Source organism: Streptomyces sp. NPDC002788 (genome assembly GCF_053592115.1).
In genome coordinates this window covers 88,377-108,735 of the sequence record NZ_JBSFVB010000023.1, presented here as the reverse complement: position 1 = coordinate 108,735, position 20,359 = coordinate 88,377, and the positions used below count along the sequence as shown (strand labels likewise).

General features: G+C 69.7%; 13 protein-coding genes, 1 tRNA gene and 1 rRNA gene. 13 read left to right on the top strand and 2 right to left on the bottom strand.

Annotation, left to right across the window (positions count from 1 at the left end):
- The 3 genes from rrf to ACWD1U_RS33000 form a co-directional block, all read left to right on the top strand.
- A 5S ribosomal RNA gene (gene rrf, locus ACWD1U_RS33010) occupies window positions 1–85 on the top strand; the annotation flags it as partial.
- Window positions 86–199: 114 nt separating this feature from the next.
- Entirely contained in the window at window positions 200–862 is a 663-nt protein-coding gene (locus tag ACWD1U_RS33005; RefSeq protein WP_451113041.1) for a DegT/DnrJ/EryC1/StrS family aminotransferase, read from the top strand.
- A 75-nt stretch (window positions 863–937) separates the two neighbouring features.
- Window positions 938–1,013, top strand: a tRNA-Thr gene (locus ACWD1U_RS33000).
- Window positions 1,014–1,057: 44 nt separating this feature from the next.
- On the opposite strand, the gene ACWD1U_RS32995 is transcribed toward ACWD1U_RS33000, so the two are convergent.
- Complete coding sequence (locus ACWD1U_RS32995; protein WP_451113038.1) at window positions 1,058–3,811, bottom strand: SpoIIE family protein phosphatase; 2,754 nt, start codon at window positions 3,809–3,811, stop codon at window positions 1,058–1,060.
- Window positions 3,812–4,189: 378 nt separating this feature from the next.
- On the opposite strand from ACWD1U_RS32995, the gene ACWD1U_RS32990 reads away from it, so the two are divergent.
- The 10 genes from ACWD1U_RS32990 to ACWD1U_RS32945 all read left to right on the top strand — a co-directional run bounded on the left by ACWD1U_RS32990 (window position 4,190) and on the right by ACWD1U_RS32945 (window position 19,272).
- Window positions 4,190–9,661 carry a HAMP domain-containing protein gene (locus tag ACWD1U_RS32990; RefSeq protein ID WP_451113037.1) on the top strand — a complete coding sequence of 1,824 codons (5,472 nt, stop codon included), beginning with the start codon at window positions 4,190–4,192 and terminating at the stop codon, window positions 9,659–9,661.
- Window positions 9,662–9,968: 307 nt separating this feature from the next.
- The gene (locus ACWD1U_RS32985) at window positions 9,969–10,649 is read left to right on the top strand and encodes a response regulator (protein ID WP_451113036.1); all 681 of its coding nucleotides are present in this window, start codon (window positions 9,969–9,971) and stop codon (window positions 10,647–10,649) included.
- A 127-nt stretch (window positions 10,650–10,776) separates the two neighbouring features.
- The gene (locus tag ACWD1U_RS32980; protein ID WP_451113035.1) at window positions 10,777–13,518 is read left to right on the top strand and encodes a DNA translocase FtsK; all 2,742 of its coding nucleotides are present in this window, start codon (window positions 10,777–10,779) and stop codon (window positions 13,516–13,518) included.
- A gap of 264 nt (window positions 13,519–13,782) precedes the next feature.
- On the top strand, window positions 13,783–14,631 hold the full coding sequence (locus tag ACWD1U_RS32975) for a helix-turn-helix domain-containing protein (RefSeq protein WP_451113034.1): 849 nt from the start codon (window positions 13,783–13,785) through the stop codon (window positions 14,629–14,631).
- A gap of 93 nt (window positions 14,632–14,724) precedes the next feature.
- Window positions 14,725–16,206: a 30S ribosomal protein S12 methylthiotransferase RimO gene (rimO, locus tag ACWD1U_RS32970; protein WP_451113033.1), complete on the top strand. Its 1,482-nt coding sequence runs from the start codon at window positions 14,725–14,727 to the stop codon at window positions 16,204–16,206.
- A complete protein-coding gene (pgsA, locus tag ACWD1U_RS32965; RefSeq protein ID WP_451113032.1) occupies window positions 16,203–17,141 on the top strand; it encodes a CDP-diacylglycerol--glycerol-3-phosphate 3-phosphatidyltransferase in 939 nt (312 codons plus the stop codon). Before rimO ends, pgsA begins: the two co-directional genes overlap by 4 nt.
- Window positions 17,138–17,683 carry a CinA family protein gene (locus ACWD1U_RS32960; protein WP_451113031.1) on the top strand — a complete coding sequence of 182 codons (546 nt, stop codon included), beginning with the start codon at window positions 17,138–17,140 and terminating at the stop codon, window positions 17,681–17,683. Before pgsA ends, ACWD1U_RS32960 begins: the two co-directional genes overlap by 4 nt.
- Before the next feature lie 109 nt (window positions 17,684–17,792).
- Window positions 17,793–18,173: a helix-turn-helix domain-containing protein gene (locus tag ACWD1U_RS32955; protein WP_003993396.1), complete on the top strand. Its 381-nt coding sequence runs from the start codon at window positions 17,793–17,795 to the stop codon at window positions 18,171–18,173.
- Between the two features lie 189 nt (window positions 18,174–18,362).
- Window positions 18,363–18,833 (top strand): Dps family protein, encoded by a 471-nt coding sequence (locus tag ACWD1U_RS32950; RefSeq protein ID WP_451113030.1) that lies wholly within the window; start codon window positions 18,363–18,365, stop codon window positions 18,831–18,833.
- Between the two features lie 181 nt (window positions 18,834–19,014).
- Entirely contained in the window at window positions 19,015–19,272 is a 258-nt protein-coding gene (locus ACWD1U_RS32945; protein WP_451113029.1) for a hypothetical protein, read from the top strand.
- Between the two features lie 246 nt (window positions 19,273–19,518).
- Here the strand turns inward: ACWD1U_RS32945 and ACWD1U_RS32940 are convergent, their stop codons facing one another.
- Entirely contained in the window at window positions 19,519–20,349 is an 831-nt protein-coding gene (locus ACWD1U_RS32940; protein ID WP_451113028.1) for an Fpg/Nei family DNA glycosylase, read from the bottom strand.
- Window positions 20,350–20,359: the final 10 nt, after the last annotated feature.

The following is a 20,359-nucleotide window of genomic DNA, read 5'->3' as shown; positions in this document are numbered from 1 at the left end:
TTACATTCCGAACCCGGAAGCTAAGCCTTACAGCGCCGATGGTACTGCAGGGGGGACCCTGTGGGAGAGTAGGACGCCGCCGAACAATCATTGAATGGGTTGGACCCTGAACTTCGGTTCGGGGTCCAACCCTTTTTTGTTGCGCGTCACTTGAAGTTCACGTTGCGCAACCAGCATCCAGAGCATGGGTACTGCTGCAATGCTCAGGGCCGCCGGTGTCGGACTCGGTGACGAGGTCGTCGTGCCGGCCTTCGGAAACGTCGAGGTCGCGGAGGCCGTTGCCATGGCCGGGGCGATGCCGGTGTTCGCCGACATAGATCCTTTCACCTACTGCCTGGACCCCGTCGCCGTGGAAGCGGCGGTGACTTCGCGGACCGCGGCCGTGGTGGTCGTCCACCGCTTCGGCCGGCTCGCCGACATCGCACGGCTGCACCAGGTGGGGCAGCGGCACGGGCTGCTCGTCCTGGAGCAAGGGGAGTCCGAGGCGCCGTACGACGAGATAGCCCAGCGCAGGGAACGGGCGGCCTACCTCGACGCCAAGTTGAGGGGTGTGCGGACGCCGGACGACGGTGACGGACACACCTATCAGCAGTACGTCGTGCGGGTCCCGGGCAACGGGCGGCCGGATCGCGATGCTTTCGCCCGGGCCGTGCGGGCCAAGGGAGTTGAATGCCGGGTGCCGGTGAAGACGCCCGTGCACCGACTGCCCGAATTCCGGCGGTGTGTTTCCCTTCCGGAGACCGAGCGGGCTGCCGACGAGACGCTCGCGCTGCCGGTGGACGCCGCCCTCACCAAGCGGGACATGCAGCGGATCGTGTCCGCCTGTAATGCCCTAGGAGGGCTTCTCCAGCCCGCCTTCTGACGTGGTTGGGAGCACGGGCCTGTTCAGGGTATGATCTATTCCGTTGCCGCCGGGGGAAACCCCGCAAAGCGACAGGCCCCTATAGCTCAGTCGGTAGAGCGTCTCCATGGTAAGGAGAAGGTCAACGGTTCGATTCCGTTTGGGGGCTCCAGCAGAAAAGGCCCCACCCGAGAGGGTGGGGCCTTTTTCGTTGTCCTAGTCCTTGTGGAGGCCCGGGACGCGCATCGCCAGGATCGCCATGTCGTCGGACGGGGCGTCCGATGCGAAGCGTTCCACCGCGCGCATGATGCGGGCCGCGACCGCGCCGGCCGTGAGGCCCGTGCAGGTCGTCAGGACGTCGGTGAGGCCGTCGTCGCCCAGCATGCGGGTGCCCTCGCGGCGTTCCGTGACGCCGTCCGTGACGCACAGCAGGACATCGCCCGGGTCGAGCGTGACCCTCTGCTCGTACAGCTCCAGGTCGTCGATGACGCCGAGGAGCGGCTGGGGCTCGGCGGCCGGCTCGACCGTGCCGTCCTGGCGCAGGCGCAGCGGCAGCGGGTGTCCGGCGCAGACCACCTTCAACTCCGCGCTGCCGTCCTCCTGCGGGCGCATCTCGCCGTAGAGGAGGGTGAGGAAGCGGCTGCGGGCGCCTTCGTCGAGGATGGCGGAGTTGAGGCGTTCCAGGACCGCCGGGCCGCTGAGGCCCTCGCGGGCGAGGAGGCGCAGGGCGTGGCGGGCGAGGCCCGTGACCGCCGCCGCGTTGGGGCCCGTACCGCAGACGTCGCCGATGGCGAAGCCGTAGGCGCCGTCGCTGATGGGGAAGAGGTCGTAGAAGTCGCCGCCGACCTCGTTTCCCTCGCCGGCAGCGCGGTAGATGACCTCGACCTCGACGCCGTCGATCTCGGGGAGTTCCGGGGGGAGGAGACTGCGCTGGAGGGACTGGCTGATCGCCGTGCGCTCCGAGTACAGGCGGGCGTTGTCCAGGGCCAGTGCGGCTCGGCGGGAGAGGTCCTCGGCGAGCTCCAGGATCTCCTGGCGGAAGTGCTCGTCGGTTGGCTTGCCGAGGGTCAGCATGCCGATGACGCGGTTACGGGCGACCAGGGGGAGGACGACCGTCTCGCCGCCGACGGCGGAGGCCGTGGCGAGGCTCGGAGCGATACCCGGCGTGACCTGGCGGGTCGGGCCGCCGCTCAGGCCGAGGCTGCGCATGGAGCTGCGCAGGGCCGCCTGGTGGGCCACCTCGGCGGGGGCCGTCCAGACGCGGGCGCCGGGGGTGGGGACCGGGTCGGGCGGGGGGACCTTCGACAGCAGGGACTTGATGCCGTCGATGAGTTCCTCGTCCTCGTGCAGAACGTAGGAGAGGTAGGGCTCCGAGGCCTGATCGGCGATCGTGTAGACGGCGCACCAGGTGGCGAGGGTCGGGACCGTCATCTGGGCCATCAGGGCCAGGGTCTGGTCGCGGTCCAGGGTGCCGGCCAGGAGGTCGGAGGCCTCGACGAGGAAGCTGAGGGAGCCGCGGCGCAGGCGTTCGAGTTCACCCAGGCGGGCGGATTCGACGGCGAGGGCGATGCGGTCGGCGGCGAACTGGAGGCGCAGGGCCTCCTCGTTGGAGTATCTGCCGGGTGCCTCGGCGGCGACGCCGAGAGAGCCGGTGAGGCGGCCCTCGACCTTCAGGGGGACCGTGACGACCGAGCGCATGCCCGTGCCGTTCAGCAGGGGCACCGCGCCGGAGACCGCCGCTAGGTCGTCGTGGACGGCCGGCATGCGGGCCGAGCCGTAGCGGCCGGTGCCCGCCTCGACGGGGACGCGGGCGAAGCGCTGGCGGGCGGAGGGCAGGCCGGTGGAGGCGCGGACCTCCAGTTCTGTCTCGTCATCGGTGGCGAGCAGGAGGAAGGCCGAGTCGCCGTCGAGCATGTCGCGTGCGCGTTCGACCGTGCGCTGGAGGAGGCCGTCGAGGTCGTCCGGGGCGGGGGAGCCGATGAACACCTCGAAGGGGTCGGTGCTCTGGCCGTCGGAGCCGGTGGAGGTGTCGGAGGCGGGGACGCGCAGGGGCGTCTGAAGAACGGCCCGTTCGTGGTCCCGTACCAGGAGGCACACGGTTGACGGTTCGCCGCCGGTGTCGCGGACACGCAGGTGGGAGGCGTAGACGGGGGTGACGCGGCCGCCCGCGTCGCGGATGCCGTAGCTGCCCTCCCAGCGGGAGAGGCGGAGCGCCTCGGCGATGCCGGTGCTGGTGCCGGGGGTGTGCGGCCAGGCGGCGAGGTCGGTGAGGGGCTTGCCGGTGACCTGCTCGGCGGGGTAGCCGAAGAGTTCCTCGGCGTCCTCGTTCCAGGCGGTGATGTGGCCGGTGTGGTCGATCTGGATGACGGCCACGCGCACCCGGCCGTCGGCGAGGGGGAGGAGTTCCGAGGGGAGGGCCGGGCCGGCAGCGCGGGTGCCCACAACCCGTGCGGGCAGGTCGAGTTGGAACCAGACGGTCTTGTGGGCGGGGGTGTACTCGACGCCCCAGCGTCCGGCGAGGGCCGCGCACAGTTGCAGGCCGCGGCCGCCCTCGCGGTCAGGGCTGCCCATGTTGACGGCCGTGCCCTGGAGCGGGATCTCACGCTCGGGGTAGCGGTCGGCCACCTCGATGCGTACGCCGTCGTCGCTGCGCAGGCACAGCACGTCGGCGGAGGTGCCGGCGTGGACCACTGCGTTGGTCACCAGTTCGCTGGTGAGAACGACGGCGTCGTCGACGATGTCGGCGAAGCCCCAGCCCTGGAGGGTGTCGCGGACGAAGGAGCGGGCGCTCGCGACCGAGCGCCCGACGGGCTCGAAACTGGCGGCCGCGCGCGCGGTGATCACAGAACTCCTCGACCGGTTCTCGACGTGCTGGGCTTCGGGGCCGACGGGCTCGCGCCGCTGTTGCGGCAGTCCGCCCGTCGGCCGGGGGTCCGGGGGCTGTCCCCCCGGGATCAGTCCGGTGGTCATGTGTGCGGCCGCCCCTCCGATGCCCGCTCGTCTTCGTGCCACCGCCCAGGCCGGACGGACCGGCGCGGCTGGACAGCCGGATGCAAGGTTACTTACCTTCGCGGTCCGTGCGGATGCCGGTCTGCAGTGTTTCCGTCCGGAGGGTGTGCGGACGATGTGCGAAGCTGCCGAACTGTTATGGCCTGGTTCGGCCGAGGTGAAACACTGGGCAAGCTTCTTGTGAAAGTCCGGGCAGGCTGAGTGGCCGAGGCTTACGCCGGGCAGCAGCCCCGTGGAAACGGCCTGGTATGCAGGGCAGAGAATACGCAGTAGTAACCGGTACGCCGAGCGCGGCAACCGGGCACAGCAGTGACGGTCGACCCCTGCGGGAGGGACACAGTGGAGTCTGGCACAGCGACGCGTGGCACGAAGACGCGCGCGAAAGGCGGACAGTCCCCGAGCAACCAGGGCAGAGCGCGCAACGGCACCACCGAGGTGGACACGGCAGCGCTGAACCGTCTGATGGCGGCCCTGGTGTCCATGCGGGACGGGAACTTCCGCAAGCGGCTCACGGTGTCCGGCGACGGCGTGATGTCCGAGATCGCGGCGGTCTTCAACGAGGTGGCCGACCGGAACCTGCATCTGACGGGTGAGCTGTCGCGGGTGCGGCGCATGGTGGGCCGTGAGGGCAAGCTGACCGAGCGGCTGGAAACGGGCGCCTGCGAGGGCTCCTGGGCGACCGCGATCGACAACTCGAACGCCCTGGTGGACGACTTGGTTCGGCCGGTTTCCGAGGTCAGCCGGGTGTTGTCCGCGGTGGCCGAGGGTGATCTGTCGCCGCGTATGGAGTTGCGGACGCAGGTGCCGGACGGGAACGGTCAGCCGTTGCGGGGCGAGTTCCTGAAGGTCGGGCGGACCGTCAACAACCTGGTGGACCAGCTGTCGACGTTCACCGACGAGGTCACGCGTGTGGCCAGTGAGGTGGGCACCGAGGGCAAACTGGGCGGGCAGGCACGTGTGCGTGGCATGTCGGGTTCGTGGAAGGACCTCACGGACTCCGTCAACACGATGGCGTACCGGCTGACGGCCCAGGTGAGGGACATCGCGCTGGTGACGACGGCGGTCGCCAAGGGTGATCTGTCGCGGAAGGTCACGGTGCACGTGGCCGGCGAGATGCTGGAGCTGAAGAACACCGTCAACACGATGGTGGACCAGCTGTCGGCGTTCTCCTCCGAGGTGACGCGAGTCGCCCGCGAGGTGGGCACCGAGGGCGCGCTGGGCGGTCAGGCGCAGGTGCCCGGCGTGGACGGTGTGTGGAAGGAGCTCACCGATTCCGTGAACACCATGGCCGGGAACCTCACGGCCCAGGTGCGCGGGATCGCGGAGGTGACGACCGCGGTCGCCAACGGTGATCTGTCGCGGAAGGTGACCGTGCCGGCGCGCGGCGAGGTCGCGCAGCTCGCCGAGACGATCAACCAGATGACCGAGACACTGCGGATTTTCGCGGACGAGGTCACGCGCGTGGCCAACGAGGTCGGTGCCGAGGGGCGGCTCGGCGGTCAGGCGAACGTGCCGGGTGCGGCGGGGACGTGGAAGGACCTCACCGATTCGGTGAACACGGTGTTCCGGAACCTGACCACTCAGGTGCGGGACATCGCCGCCGTGACGACGGCGGTGGCCAACGGTGACCTGTCGCAGAAGGTCACCGTGGACGTGGCCGGCGAGATGCTGGAGTTGAAGAACACCGTCAACACGATGGTGGATCAGCTGTCGTCCTTCGGTGCGGAAGTGACCCGTGTGGCGCGGGAGATCGGTGTCGAGGGTGAGCTGGGCGGTCAGGCGCAGGTGCCGGGTGCTGCCGGGACGTGGAAGGACCTGACGGACTCCGTCAACACGGCGTTCCGGAACCTCACCGGTCAGGTGCGGAACATCGCCCAGGTGACGACGGCGGTGGCCAACGGCGACCTCTCGCAGAAGGTCACGGTCGACGTCTCGGGCGAGATGCTCAAGCTGAAGAACACCGTGAACACGATGGTGGACCAGCTGTCGTCCTTCGCCGACCAGGTGACCCGGATGGCCCGGGACGTGGGCACCGAGGGCCGTCTCGGTGGTCAGGCCCGTGTCGACGGTGTGTCGGGCACGTGGAAGGAACTCACCGACTCCGTCAACTCGATGGCCGGCAACCTCACCTCCCAGGTGCGCAACATCGCGCAGGTGACGACGGCCGTGGCCCGGGGCGACCTGTCGCAGAAGATCGACGTCGACGCGCGCGGGGAGATCCTGGAGCTGAAGAACACCATCAACACGATGGTGGACCAGCTCTCGGCCTTCGCCGACCAGGTGACCCGGGTCGCGCGCGAGGTGGGTACGGACGGCCGGCTGGGCGGCCAGGCGCAGGTGCCGGGGGTCGCCGGTGTGTGGCGTGACCTGACGGACTCCGTGAACGGCATGGCCGGCAACCTCACCGCGCAGGTGCGCAACATCGCCCAGGTGGCGACCGCGGTGGCCCGGGGTGACCTGTCCCAGAAGATCACCGTGGACGCGCGCGGCGAGATCCTGGAGCTGAAGAACACCCTGAACACGATGGTGGACCAGCTGTCGTCGTTCGCCCAGGAGGTCACGCGTGTGGCCCGTGAGGTGGGTACGGAGGGCATCCTGGGCGGTCAGGCCGAGGTGCAGGGCGTCTCCGGCACCTGGAAGGACCTCACCCAGTCCGTGAACGGCATGGCGAACAACCTGACCATCCAGGTGCGCAACATCGCCGAGGTCACCACCGCGGTCGCCCGGGGTGATCTGTCGAAGAAGATCACCGTCGACGCCAAGGGCGAGATCCTCGAGTTGGTGACGACCGTCAACACGATGGTCGACCAGCTGTCCTCGTTCGCCGAGCAGGTGACACGCGTGGCCCGTGAGGTGGGCACCGAGGGCATCCTCGGCGGCCAGGCGCACGTGCCGGGTGTCACGGGCATCTGGAAGGACCTGAGCGACAACGTCAACCTGATGGCCAAGAACCTGACCACTCAGGTGCGGAACATCTCCCAGGTCTCCGCGGCGGTCGCCAACGGTGACCTGACGCGGCAGGTCACCATCGAGGCGCGCGGCGAGGTCGCGCAGCTCGCCGACACCATCAACACGATGGTGAAGACGCTGAGTTCGTTCGCCGAACAGGTCACCAAGGTGGCCCGTGAGGTGGGTACGGACGGCATCCTCGGCGGGCAGGCGCACGTGCCGGGTGTGGCCGGTACGTGGAAGGACCTGACCGAGTCCGTGAACCAGATGGCGTCCAACCTCACCGGTCAGGTGCGCAACATCGCCATGGTGACCACGGCCATCGCCAAGGGTGACCTGACGAAGAAGATCGACATCGACGCGCGCGGGGAGATCCTGGAGCTGAAGACGACCATCAACACGATGGTCGACCAGCTGTCGTCCTTCGCCGAGGAGGTCACCCGGGTCGCCCGCGAGGTGGGTACGGAAGGGCAGCTCGGCGGGCAGGCACGCGTGCGTGACGTCGACGGCACCTGGCGGGACCTGACCGAGTCCGTGAACGAGATGGCCGGGAACCTGACCCGGCAGGTGCGCGCCATCGCGCGCGTGGCGACCGCGGTGACCCGGGGCGATCTGAACCTGAAGATCGACGTGGACGCGTCCGGGGAGATCCAGGAGCTCCAGGACTACATCAACAAGATGATCGCCAACCTGCGCGACACCACGATCGCCAACAAGGAGCAGGACTGGCTCAAGGGCAACCTGGCCCGGATCTCCGCGCTGATGCAGGGCCGCCGCGACCTGGAGGACGTGGCCTCGCTGATCATGAGCGAGCTGACACCGGTGGTGTCCGCGCAGCACGGCGCGTTCTTCGTGGCGATGCCGCTCGTCGACGGCGAGGACATGAACGCCGCGGACGAGGACCAGTACGAGCTGCGCATGCTCGGTTCGTACGGCTACTCGATGGGCTCCATGCCGACATCGTTCCAGCCCGGTGAGGCGCTGGTCGGGACGGCCGCCGAGGAGAAGCGCACGATCCTGGTGGAGAACGCGCCGAGCGGCTATCTGAAGATCTCCTCGGGGCTCGGTGAGGCGCCGCCCGCACAGGTGATCGTGCTGCCGGTGCTGTTCGAGGGCAGCGTGCTCGGCGTCATCGAGCTGGCGTCCTTCACGCCGTTCACGCAGATCCAGAAGGACTTCCTCAACCAGATCGCGGAGATGATCGCGACCAGCGTCAACACCATCTCCGTCAACACCAAGACGGAGCTGCTGCTGGCGCAGTCGCAGGAGCTGACCGAGCAACTTCGGGAGCGGTCCGCCGAGTTGGAGCAGCGGCAGAAGGCCCTCCAGGCCTCCAACGCCGAACTGGAGGAGAAGGCCGAGCTGCTGGCCCGGCAGAACCGCGACATCGAGGTGAAGAACACCGAGATCGAGGAGGCGCGGCAGGTCCTGGAGGAGCGCGCCGAGCAGCTCGCGGTGTCGATGCGCTACAAGAGCGAGTTCCTGGCGAACATGTCGCACGAGCTGCGTACGCCGCTCAACTCGCTGTTGATCCTGGCCAAGCTGCTCGCCGACAACGCCGAGGGGAACCTCTCCCCGAAGCAGGTCGAGTTCGCCGAGACGATCCACGGGGCCGGTTCCGACCTGCTCCAGTTGATCAACGACATCCTCGACCTGTCGAAGGTCGAGGCGGGGAAGATGGACGTCTCGCCGACGCGGATCGCGCTCGTCCAGCTCGTGGACTACGTGGAGGCCACCTTCCGCCCGCTGACCGCGGAGAAGGGCCTGGACCTGTCCGTACGGGTGTCGCCGGAGCTGCCCGCCACGCTGCACACCGACGAGCAGCGGCTGCTGCAGGTGCTGCGCAACCTGCTGTCGAACGCGGTGAAGTTCACCGACTCCGGGTCGGTGGAGCTGGTCATCAGGCCGGCGCGGGACGACGTGCCGCAGAAGATCCGGGAGCAGCTGCTGGAGACCGGGTCGTTGACCGACGCGGACGCCGAGCTGATCGCGTTCTCCGTCACGGACACCGGGATCGGCATCGCGTCCAGCAAGATGCGGGTGATTTTCGAGGCGTTCAAGCAGGCCGACGGCACCACCAGCCGCAAGTACGGCGGTACGGGTCTGGGGCTGTCCATCTCGCGGGAGATCGCGCAGCTGCTCGGCGGGGAGATTTACGCGCAGAGCGAGACGGGCCGCGGCTCGACGTTCACGCTGTACCTGCCGCTGCACCCCAGCGAGCTGCCGCCGCAGGGCTACCAGCAGCAGCTGCCCGCCCTGGAGGCCGGTGACCTGGTGGCGTCGACGTCCGATCTGACCGAGCTGTCCGACGTGGAGGCCGAGACGCCGGCCGAGGTGAAGTCGTACCGCGACACGCAGAACGGGCCGGCCGCCCTGTTCCGGCGGCGCCGCAGGATGCCCGAGCTGTCGCAGCGTCCGGCCCAGCCGGAGCAGTGGACGCCCGCGGAGCAGGAGACGGTGCCCAAGACGCAGCGGGGCATCCGCTTCGGTGGTCAGAAGGTCCTGATCGTCGACGACGACATCCGCAACGTCTTCGCCCTGACCAGCGTCCTGGAGCAGCACGGCCTGTCGGTGCTGTACGCCGAGAACGGCCGGGAGGGTATCGAGGTCCTCGAGCAGCACGACGACGTGGCGGTCGTGTTGATGGACATCATGATGCCCGAGATGGACGGGTACGCGACGACCACGGCGATCCGCAGGATGCCGCAGTTCGCCGGGCTGCCGATCATCGCGCTGACCGCGAAGGCGATGAAGGGCGACCGGGAGAAGGCGATCGACTCGGGCGCTTCCGACTACGTGACGAAGCCGGTCGACCCCGATCACCTGCTGACGGTGATGGATCAGTGGATGCGAGGGGAGTGAGGGGAACCTTGGGCAGGTGCGCGACCATGGCGGGAAGGTTCGGTGTTCACACGGAGTTGCGAACTCGGTGTGTGCATAGTCGTGTAGAAGTACAAGATCCGGGGAACCTTCTGGTCTCCTGCTGCGTTTCTGCTATGTGCACGGTGACATCACGGTGACAGGGTGTGGCGACGGGCGGGGTGCGGCTACGATGACCGGCACAAGGACGGGCGACGCAAGGGAGTCGTCCCCTGGGGCGGCACCCACCGGTGCTTCCACAGGACCTGCGGACAGGGGAGGCCCCACGCCGGGGCGAGGAGGGCGGGCCATGGTGCAGAAGGCCAAGATCCTCCTGGTCGATGACCGGCCGGAGAATCTGCTGGCGCTGGAGGCGATCCTCTCTGCGCTCGATCAGACGCTGGTGCGGGCATCGTCCGGGGAGGAGGCGCTCAAAGCGCTGCTCACGGACGACTTCGCGGTCATCCTGCTGGACGTCCAGATGCCGGGCATGGACGGCTTCGAAACCGCCGCGCACATCAAGCGGCGTGAGCGGACCCGGGACATCCCTATCATCTTCCTCACGGCGATCAACCACGGCCCGCACCACACCTTCCGGGGTTACGCGGCGGGCGCGGTCGACTACATCTCCAAGCCGTTCGACCCCTGGGTGCTGCGGGCGAAGGTCTCCGTCTTCGTCGAGCTGTACATGAAGAACTGCCAGCTGCGTGAGCAGGCCTCGCTGCTGAGGCTCCAGTTGGAGGGCAACGGCAAGGACGCGGACGGCGAGGCCAAGGAGTCGGCCGGGCTGCTCGCGGAACTCTCCGCGCGGCTCGCGGCCGTCGAGGAGCAGGCCGAAGCGCTGACCAAGCAGCTCAACGACGAGTCGACGGACGCTGCCGCCGTGGCCACGGCGGCTCATCTGGAGCGCAAGCTCACGGGGTTGCGGCGGGCGCTGGACGCGCTGGAGCCGGGCACCGGGAGCACGTCCTCGGTGTCCTCGCAGAACTGACCCGCGCACAGGCGGGGTTGTCCGCCGTGACCGCGCGTCAGTTTCGTGCCTCTCCCGGATACGACACGAACGGGTGAAGCCGTAGGCACACGTGTCCCCTGCCGTCTCCACCGGTAACCTCACACCCATGGCCTCACGTCCCTCCGCAGCCAAGAAGCCGCCCGCGAAGAAGGCGGCCGCTTCGGCGAAGGCTCCGGCGAAGAAGGCCGCTGCCAGAAAAGCTCCCGCGAAGAAGGCGCCAGCCCGGAAGGCCGCGGCCAAGAAGGTCGCGCCCAAACCGGCGCCCAGTCCCACCGGTGGCGTCTACCGGCTCGTGCGCGCCGTGTGGCTGGGCGTGGCGCACGCCGTCGGCGCCGTGTTCCGCGGAATAGGGCAGGGCGCCAGGAACCTCGACCCGGCCCACCGCAAGGACGGCGTCGCTTTGCTGCTGCTCGGCATCGCGCTGATCGTCGCCGCGGGCACCTGGGCCGATCTCGAGGGCCCCGTGGGGGACCTGGTCGAGATCCTGGTGACCGGCGCCTTCGGCCGGCTCGACCTGCTCGTGCCGATACTGCTCGCGGTCGTCGCCGTGCGGTTCATCCGCCATCCGGAGAAGCCCGAGGCCAACGGGCGCATCGTCATCGGCCTGTCCGCGCTCGTCATCGGGGTGCTCGGCCAGGTCCACATCGCCTGCGGCTCACCCGCGCGCGGCGACGGCATGCAGGCCATAAGGGACGCAGGCGGCCTCATCGGCTGGGCCGTGGCGACCCCGCTGTCGTACGCCATGGGCCATGTGCTCGCCGTACCGCTGCTGGTGCTGCTGACGATCTTCGGGCTGCTGGTCGTCACGGCCACCCCGGTCAACGCCATTCCGCAGCGGCTGCGGCTGCTCGGGGTGCGGCTCGGGATCGTGCGCGACCCGGCCGAGGACGAGTACGGCCTCGCCGAGGACGACGAGCGCTACGAGGAGCAGTGGCGCGAGGCGTTGCCCGCGCGCCCGCGCGGCAGGCGTGCGCCGGCACCCGCGGCGTACGACCCCGACGACGGCGAGCAGGAGGCCCTCGCGCGGCGCCGTGGCCGTCCCCGGCGCTCGGCCGTGCCGCAGCCCGACATGGACCGCCCCAGGGACGCCGTGGACGTCGCCGCTGCTGCCGCCGCCGCGCTCGACGGTGCCGTGTTGCACGGGATGCCGCCCTCGCCGATCGTCGCCGACCTCACCCAGGGCGTGCGGGCGGGCGACCGGGAGCCGACCACACCGACGCCCGTCCCCGCCGCTCGGCCCCGGCAGGACAAGCCGCAGCAGGACAAGCCCGAGCCGCAGAAGCCCAGGGCGGGCGTCCGCGACCTCACCAAGGCGCCGCCCGCCGAGCCGCGCGATCTGCCTCAGCGTGCGGAGCAGCTCCAGTTGTCCGGCGACATCACGTACGCCCTGCCGTCGCTCGATCTGCTCGAGCGCGGCGGCCCGGGCAAGGCGCGCAGCGCCGCCAACGACCTCGTCGTCGAGTCGCTGACCACGGTCTTCACCGAGTTCAAGGTGGACGCCGGCGTCACCGGCTTCACCCGCGGGCCGACGGTCACGCGCTACGAGGTCGAGCTCGGCCCCGCCGTGAAGGTCGAGCGGATCACCGCGCTGACCAAGAACATCGCCTACGCCGTCGCCTCCCCGGACGTACGGATCATCAGCCCGATCCCCGGCAAGTCCGCGGTCGGCATCGAGATCCCGAACACCGACCGGGAGATGGTCAACCTCGGTGACGTGCTGCGCCTGGCGGAGTCCGCGGAGGACGACGACCCGATGCTGGTCGCGTTCGGCAAGGACGTCGAGGGCGGCTACGTCATGCACTCGCTGGCGAAGATGCCGCACATGCTGGTCGCCGGCGCCACCGGCTCCGGCAAGTCGTCCTGCATCAACTGCCTGATCACCTCGGTCATGATGCGGGCGACCCCCGAGGACGTCCGGATGATCCTCGTCGACCCCAAGCGGGTCGAGCTGACCGCCTACGAGGGCATCCCGCACCTCATCACGCCGATCATCACCAACCCCAAGCGGGCCGCCGAGGCGCTCCAGTGGGTCGTACGCGAGATGGACCTGCGCTACGACGACCTGGCGGCCTACGGCTTCCGGCACATCGACGACTTCAACCGGGCCGTGCGCGAGGGCAAGGTCAAGCCGCCCGAGGGCAGTGAACGGGAGCTTCAGCCGTACCCGTACCTGCTGGTCATCGTCGACGAGCTCGCCGACCTGATGATGGTCGCGCCGCGGGACGTCGAGGACGCCATCGTGCGCATCACGCAGCTCGCGCGTGCGGCCGGTATCCACCTGGTGCTCGCCACCCAGCGGCCCTCGGTCGACGTCGTCACCGGTCTGATCAAGGCGAACGTGCCGTCCCGGCTGGCCTTCGCCACCTCCTCGCTGGCCGACTCGCGCGTCATCCTCGACCAGCCCGGCGCCGAGAAACTCATCGGCAAGGGCGACGGGCTGTTCCTGCCGATGGGGGCCAACAAGCCCACCCGTATGCAGGGCGCCTTCGTCACCGAGGAGGAGATCGCGGGGGTCGTCCGGCACTGCAAGGAACAGATGACGCCCGTCTTCCGGGACGACGTCGTCGTGGGCACCAAGCAGAAGAAGGAGATCGACGAGGACATCGGCGACGACCTCGACCTGCTGTGCCAGGCGGCCGAACTGGTGGTCTCCACGCAGTTCGGATCGACGTCCATGCTCCAGCGCAAACTGCGCGTCGGCTTCGCCAAGGCCGGGCGGCTGATGGACCTCATGGAGTCCCGGAACATCGTCGGACCGAGCGAGGGTTCGAAGGCACGTGACGTTCTTGTGAAGCCTGACGAGTTGGATGGCGTGCTCGCGCTGATCCGGGGGGAGTCTGAAGGGTAGGGGAACGCGACACGGTGATCGCCTCGCGGGGCGTGTACGGCAAACGGGTGTCCGGATCGTGACTCACCCGTAAGGGGTCATCGCGCAACCGTTTCCCGTCGGCGTACGTCAAGTTGAGGGAAGCGAAACGCAGCGACCCAACCATCGGACTGTCGGGCCATTCCGATGGAGTACAAAGTGCCACCGCCCGGTTGCCTCACCCTTTTGCACCCCCCCTAGACTGAACCTCCAGCACAGGCGGCTACACGCTCGAAAGGCGCCCCCGTGTCCATCGGCAACTCCCCTGAAGACGAGCGTCCGTTCGAAGACGAGCACGTCGAAGCAGACCGCGAGGAAGCCCGCCCCTCCATCGGCCGTGCCCTGCAGCAGGCTCGAATCGCCGCCGGGCTGACCGTCGACGACGTCAGTAGCGCCACCCGGGTCCGCATGAACATCGTGCACGCGATCGAGGCCGACGACTTCTCCTCCTGCGGTGGGGACGTCTACGCCCGTGGGCACATCAGGGCCCTGGCCAAGGCCGTCCGCCTCGACCCGGAGCCCTTGCTCGCCCAGTACGGCGACGAGCACGGCGGACGTCCGGCGCCGACCCCGGCAGCTCCCCTCTTCGAGGCGGAACGTATTCGTCCGGAGCGACGCGGGCCCAACTGGACCGCGGCCATGGTCGCCGCGATCGTCGCCGTGATCGGTTTCGTCGGGTTCACCATGTTCCAGGGCAGCGACGACAGCGCCGGCGAGGCGAACGTGGCCGAGGGCTCCACGGCCAGCGAGTCCGCCTCCCCGACCACCAAGACCAAGAAGCCCGGGGACCCCGAGCCGAAGCCGTCCGACAGTGCCATCGCGGCCGCGCCGCAGGACAAGGTGACGGTCCGGGTGGCCGCCGCCGATGGACACAGCTGGATCGCCGCCAAGGACCACAACGGCCGGCTGATCTTCGACGGCGTCCTCAAACAGGGCGACACCAAGACCTTCCAGGACAGCTCGAAGGTCCACCTCGTCCTGGGAGACGCCGGTGCGATCGACCTCTTCGTCAACGGCAAGAAGATCGAGGAGAACTTCCAGCCGGGCGCCGTCGAGCGCCTGACCTACACGAAGGGTGACCCCGAGGCCGGGTAACTGGTCCGAAGGGGTGCAGGACGTGCGGGGTTGGCCATGCTGGGCCAACCCCGTCGACGTGGGGTGTCAGCGGGACGAAGTAGTCTTGAGCGCATGTCTGAACGCCGTACCGTCGCACTCGTCACCCTTGGCTGCGCCCGTAACGAGGTGGACTCGGAGGAGCTCGCAGGCCGTTTGGAGGCGGACGGCTGGCGGCTCGTCGAGGACGCCGAGGACGCGGACGTCGCCGTCGTGAACACCTGCGGCTTCGTCGAAGCCGCCAAGAAGGACTCCGTCGACGCCCTCCTGGAAGCCAACGACCTCAAGGGGCATGGCAGAACCCAGGCCGTCGTGGCGGTGGGCTGCATGGCCGAGCGGTACGGCAAGGAACTCGCCGAAGCTTTGCCCGAGGCCGACGGCGTGCTCGGATTCGACGACTACTCGGACATCTCGGACCGCCTCCAGACCATCCTCAACGGCGGCATCCACGCTTCACACACCCCACGGGACCGGCGCAAGCTGCTGCCGATCAGCCCGGCGGAGCGCCAGGAGTCGGCCACCGCGGTCGCACTGCCCGGGCACGCCCCGGCCGACCTTCCGGAGGGCCTCGCTCCGGCCTCCGGCCCCCGCGCGCCCCTGCGCCGCCGCCTGGACGGCTCCCCGGTCGCCTCCGTGAAGCTGGCCTCCGGCTGCGACCGGCGCTGCTCCTTCTGCGCCATTCCGTCCTTCCGCGGCTCTTTCATCTCGCGCCGGCCCTCGGACGTGCTGAACGAGACGCGGTGGCTGGCCGAGCAGGGCGTGAAGGAGATCATGCTGGTCTCCGAGAACAACACCTCCTACGGCAAGGACCTGGGCGACATCCGCCTGCTGGAGTCGCTGCTGCCCGAACTCGCCGAGGTCGACGGCATCGAGCGGGTGCGCGTCAGCTACCTTCAGCCGGCCGAGATGCGGCCCGGCCTCATCGACGTGCTGACCTCCACCCCGAAGGTCGCGCCCTACTTCGACCTGTCCTTCCAGCACTCCGCGCCCGGCGTCCTGCGCGCGATGCGCCGCTTCGGCGACACCGACCGGTTCCTGGAGCTGCTCGACACGATCCGGAGCAAGGCACCCGAGGCCGGCGTGCGCTCCAACTTCATCGTCGGCTTCCCCGGCGAGAGCGAGGGCGACCTCGCCGAGCTGGAGCGGTTCCTGAACGGCGCGCGGCTGGACGCCATCGGCGTCTTCGGCTACTCCGACGAGGAGGGAACCGAAGCGGCGACCTACGAGAACAAGCTCGACGAGGACGTCGTCGCCGAGCGGCTGGCCCGCGTCTCGCGGCTCGCCGAGGAACTCGTCTCGCAGCGCGCCGAGGAGCGTGTCGGCCAGACGGTGCACGTGCTCGTCGAGTCCGTGGACGACGAGGAGGGCGTGTACGGCCGTGCCGCGCACCAGGCGCCCGAGACGGACGGCCAGGTGCTGCTCACGAGCGGCGCGGGTCTGAGCAGCGGCCGTATGGTCGAAGCGAAGGTGGTCGGTACGGAGGGTGTCGACCTGGTGGCCGAGCCGCTGCAGGGCTCGTTCGCTTCGCCTGCGTGGAGTGAGGAGGCAGGCAGATGACCGGTGTCCCGGTATCCGCGGCGGGAGGCTCCTCCGGCGCGAGGAGAGCCGCGGCCGGTGCGGCTGCCGCGGCCTCGGGGAAGGTTCCCGGGGCGGCGGTGGGGCGTGCGGCCGCGCGGTCGGCTGATGGTGGGGTCCCCGCTGCGGGGCACGGCGGGTCGTCGGACGTGGGTCATGGTGACGCTGCCGGTGGGGCGGCCGGTGCCGGTGACGGCGAGGCTGCCGGTGACAGCAGGGCCGTCGCCGGTGACAGCGCGGCGCTCGTCGGTGAGGGTCCCGGCGCCGAGGTCCAGGGCACCGACGGGAAGCAGGCGCGGGGCGGGAAGCTGACGGCCGCGGCCGTCAACCAGGCCAGCGTCTGGAACGTCGCCAACCTCCTGACCATGCTCCGGCTGGTCCTCGTCCCGGCCTTCGTCCTGCTGATGCTCGCGGACGGCGGATACGACCCGGCGTGGCGGTCGCTGGCCTGGGCGGCCTTCGCCATCGCCATGATCACCGACCTCTTCGACGGTCATCTCGCGCGCACGTACAACCTGGTCACCGACTTCGGGAAGATCGCCGACCCCATCGCAGACAAGGCGATCATGGGGGCCGCGCTGATCTGTCTGTCCGCGCTCGGCGATCTGCCCTGGTGGGTCACCGGCGTCATCCTCGGCCGGGAACTCGGGATCACGCTGCTGCGTTTCCTGGTCATTCGGTACGGCGTCATCCCCGCCAGCCGCGGGGGCAAGCTCAAGACCCTCACCCAGGGCGTGGCCGTGGGCATGTACGTGCTGGCACTGACGGGGTGGTTGGCCACCATGAGGTTCTGGGTGATGGCCGCGGCGGTTGTTCTGACCGTGGTGACCGGGCTCGACTATGTGAAACAGGCCATTGTGCTGCGCAGGCAGGGAATCGCCGAGCGCAAGGCCGCGTTGGAGGAGAAGGAAGCGTGAGTTCCCCGGCCACCGACGTGGTTCGACTACTCACAGTGACCGGTGGGACGCTCGCCGTCGCGGAGTCGCTGACCGGTGGTCTCGTTGCGGCGGAGATCACATCGATCCCCGGGGCATCGAAGGTCTTCCGGGGCTCGGTGACCGCCTACGCCACCGAACTGAAGCATGATCTGCTCGGTGTCGACGCCACTTTGCTGGCGGCACGCGGAGCGGTGGATCCGCAGGTCGCGGCGCAGATGGCGGTCGGCGTGCGCAAGGCGCTCGGCACCGACTGGGGCATCGCGACCACCGGTGTGGCGGGCCCGGAGCCGCAGGACGGGCAGCCCGTCGGGACGGTTTTCATCGCCGTGGACGGGCCCTTCGGGCCGGACTCCGGTTCTGCCGGCGGCGGAAAAGTGGAGGGTCTGCGGTTGAACGGCGACCGCGCGGAAATTCGTAGAGAGAGTGTACGGAGCGTACTCGCACTGCTCATGAAGGAGCTTGCGGGCGAACAGACTGGGAATGAGCGGGCACAGGATACGGAACGGAACGGGGGGTTTTGATGTTTGCAGCCCTGAGTGAACACGACATCGCTCCCCGCACGGCCGCGGCGCAAGGCGGTACGGTGGGGCGTAATGGATGCGGCTACGCGGTCCGAGGAGGGAGCCACCGATGATTCTGCTCCGTCGCCTGCTGGGTGACGTGCTGCGTCGGCAGCGCCAGCGCCAGGGCCGTACTCTGCGCGAAGTCTCCTCGTCCGCCCGAGTCTCACTCGGCTATCTCTCCGAGGTGGAGCGGGGGCAGAAGGAGGCTTCCTCCGAGCTGCTCTCCGCCATCTGCGACGCGTTGGACGTACGGATGTCCGAGCTCATGCGGGAAGTGAGCGACGAGCTCGCCCTCGCCGAGCTGGCCCAGTCTGCAGCGGCCACCCCCAGCGAGCCCGTACCCACACCGGTTCGCCCGATGCTGGGTTCCGTTTCGGTGACCGGTGTGCCGCCGGAACGGGTGACGATCAAGGCGCCTGCCGAGGCGGTGGACGTCGTCGCCGCGTGAGGCTCGACGCTCACGTGGCATGAACGAGGCCCCGGTCGTGCCTCTCCGGAAGACCCGGAGGGTGCCGGTCGGGGTTTTCGCTTGCCCGCGACCGACCGGCGCTGAGGTGTCAGGTTTGTGTGCGTTTGCCGCTGGAGCTCGGGGCGGTCATCGTTGAGGGGATGGCGGGGGCAGTCCACGGAGGTGCGGATGTACGTCGTGAAGAGCCCGTTGTCGGACGCGAACCTGAAGACCGTGTCCGAGGCGCTGCAAGGTGCCCTCGTCGATCTGGTGGATCTCGCTCTCGTGGCGAAACAGATCCACTGGAACGTGGTGGGGCCGCGCTTCCGTTCCGTGCACCTCCAGCTCGACGAGGTCGTCGACACCGCGCGGAAGTACTCCGACACCGTGGCCGAGCGCGCCGCGGCGCTCGGGATCCCGCCCGACGGGCGGGCCGCGACCGTGGCCGTCGGCAGCGGGATCGGTGTGACCCCCGAGGGCTGGGTCGACGACACGGCCGCCGTGGGGGCGCTGGTCGACGCCCTGAGCGCGGTCATCGCGCGCATGCGGGAGCGGGTCGAGGCGACCGGTGAGCCCGATCCGGTGAGCCAGGACATCTTCATCGGGATCACGGCGGACCTGGAGAAGCATCACTGGATGTTCCAGGCCGAGAACGGGTGACTCGAGCGGCCGCCGGAGCGGGTGACGGGCCGCGCCGGGCTTTCGCCGCTCGGCGCGGAGCGGTGTGTGGTGTCGCGCCTGTGCCCCCGGGTGGCGTCTGCGGTGTGCCTGGGTGGCCGTGCCGCGCCCTGTCCGTCGGGTGGAGCGGCCGAACGGCTTCGGGCCGCTGGAGGTGGCGGCCATGGCGGGGATAGCGCGCTGGGGGGCCCGCGGGGCCGTGCTCGGGCTGGGCGTGCTGTGGTGGTGGGCGGTGCTGCGGTTGGTGGTCGTAGCCGAGGCGGGAGCGGTGGAGGCGGCGGTCGCGGCCGGGGGGTGGGGGCTGAGCGTGCTCCCGGTGCATTGCGTCCCGAAGCGGCGCGCGAAGGGGGCGGTGGGCGCGCGGCGGTGGCGGAGGGCGTGGGGGATGACGGGATCGGGGATGGCTTCGCGGCGGGGGTGAGCTTCTGGGTGGGCGGGAGTGGCTGTGGGCTTGGTGGCGGACCGGATCCGCAGTGGAGGTGGCTGTGGTGGCCGTCTCGTGCGGGCCCTCGGTGTCGCGGTCCGCGCAGTGCACGGTGGCCGCCCGTCTCGGTGAGCAGTCGCGCCGAGGCCGCTCGCGTCGCCGGTGACGAACGCGCGCTCCGGCCGGTGAGGTCGTACGCCGTGACAGGCATCCAGGGACCGTACGAGCGTCTCTGACGGGGCGTCAATCGGTGCGGCCTCGCCGCCGGGTCGGGGAAACGGCCGGGGCGGGGCCCGGCTGGCAGGTGGGGCACCAGTACGTGGGGCGTTCGCGCGAGCCGTCGCCCTGTTCGGCGACGCGGATCGAGGTGCGGCAGCGCAGGCAGGGGCGGGGTGCCCGGCCGTAGACGAAGAGGTCATGGCCGCGGCGGCCCGTCGTGACGCGGATCGGGCGGTCGCGGTTGGCCTCCAGCAGTTTCCTGGCGAGCACGGGGAGCTGTGCGGCGCGGTCGGCGGGCAGGTCGCCTGCCGGGAGCCAGGGGGTGACGCCGAGGAGGAAGCAGAGTTCGCACTTGTAGACATTGCCGATGCCGGCGAGGTTGCGCTGGTCGAGCAGGGCCTCGCCGAGAGGGCGGGCAGGGTCCTGGAGGACGTTGGCCAGGGCCCGGTCGGGGTCCCAGTCCGGACCCAGGAGGTCGGGGCCGAGGTGACCCACCGCGCGGTGCTCGTCGGTCGTGCGCAGGAGTTCCAGGACGGGCAGGCGGTAGCCGACGGCCGTGCGGTCGGTGGTGCCGAGGATCGCGCGGATCTGGTGCCCGGGGCCGCCGGTCCAGCGCCGGCCGTTCTCGTACACCTTCCAGGCGCCGTCCATCCGCAGGTGGGAGTGGAGGGTCAAGCCGCCCTCGATGCGGGTGAGGAGGTGCTTGCCGCGCGGGGTGACGTCCAGGACCGTGCGACCCGTGAGGTCGGCCGTGGCGAAACGGGGCACCCGGAGGTCGCTGCGGGTCAGCACCTTGCCCGCGAGGGCGTCGTGCAGCCGTCTCGCGGCCTGCCAGACCGTGTCACCTTCGGGCATGGTTCAAGAG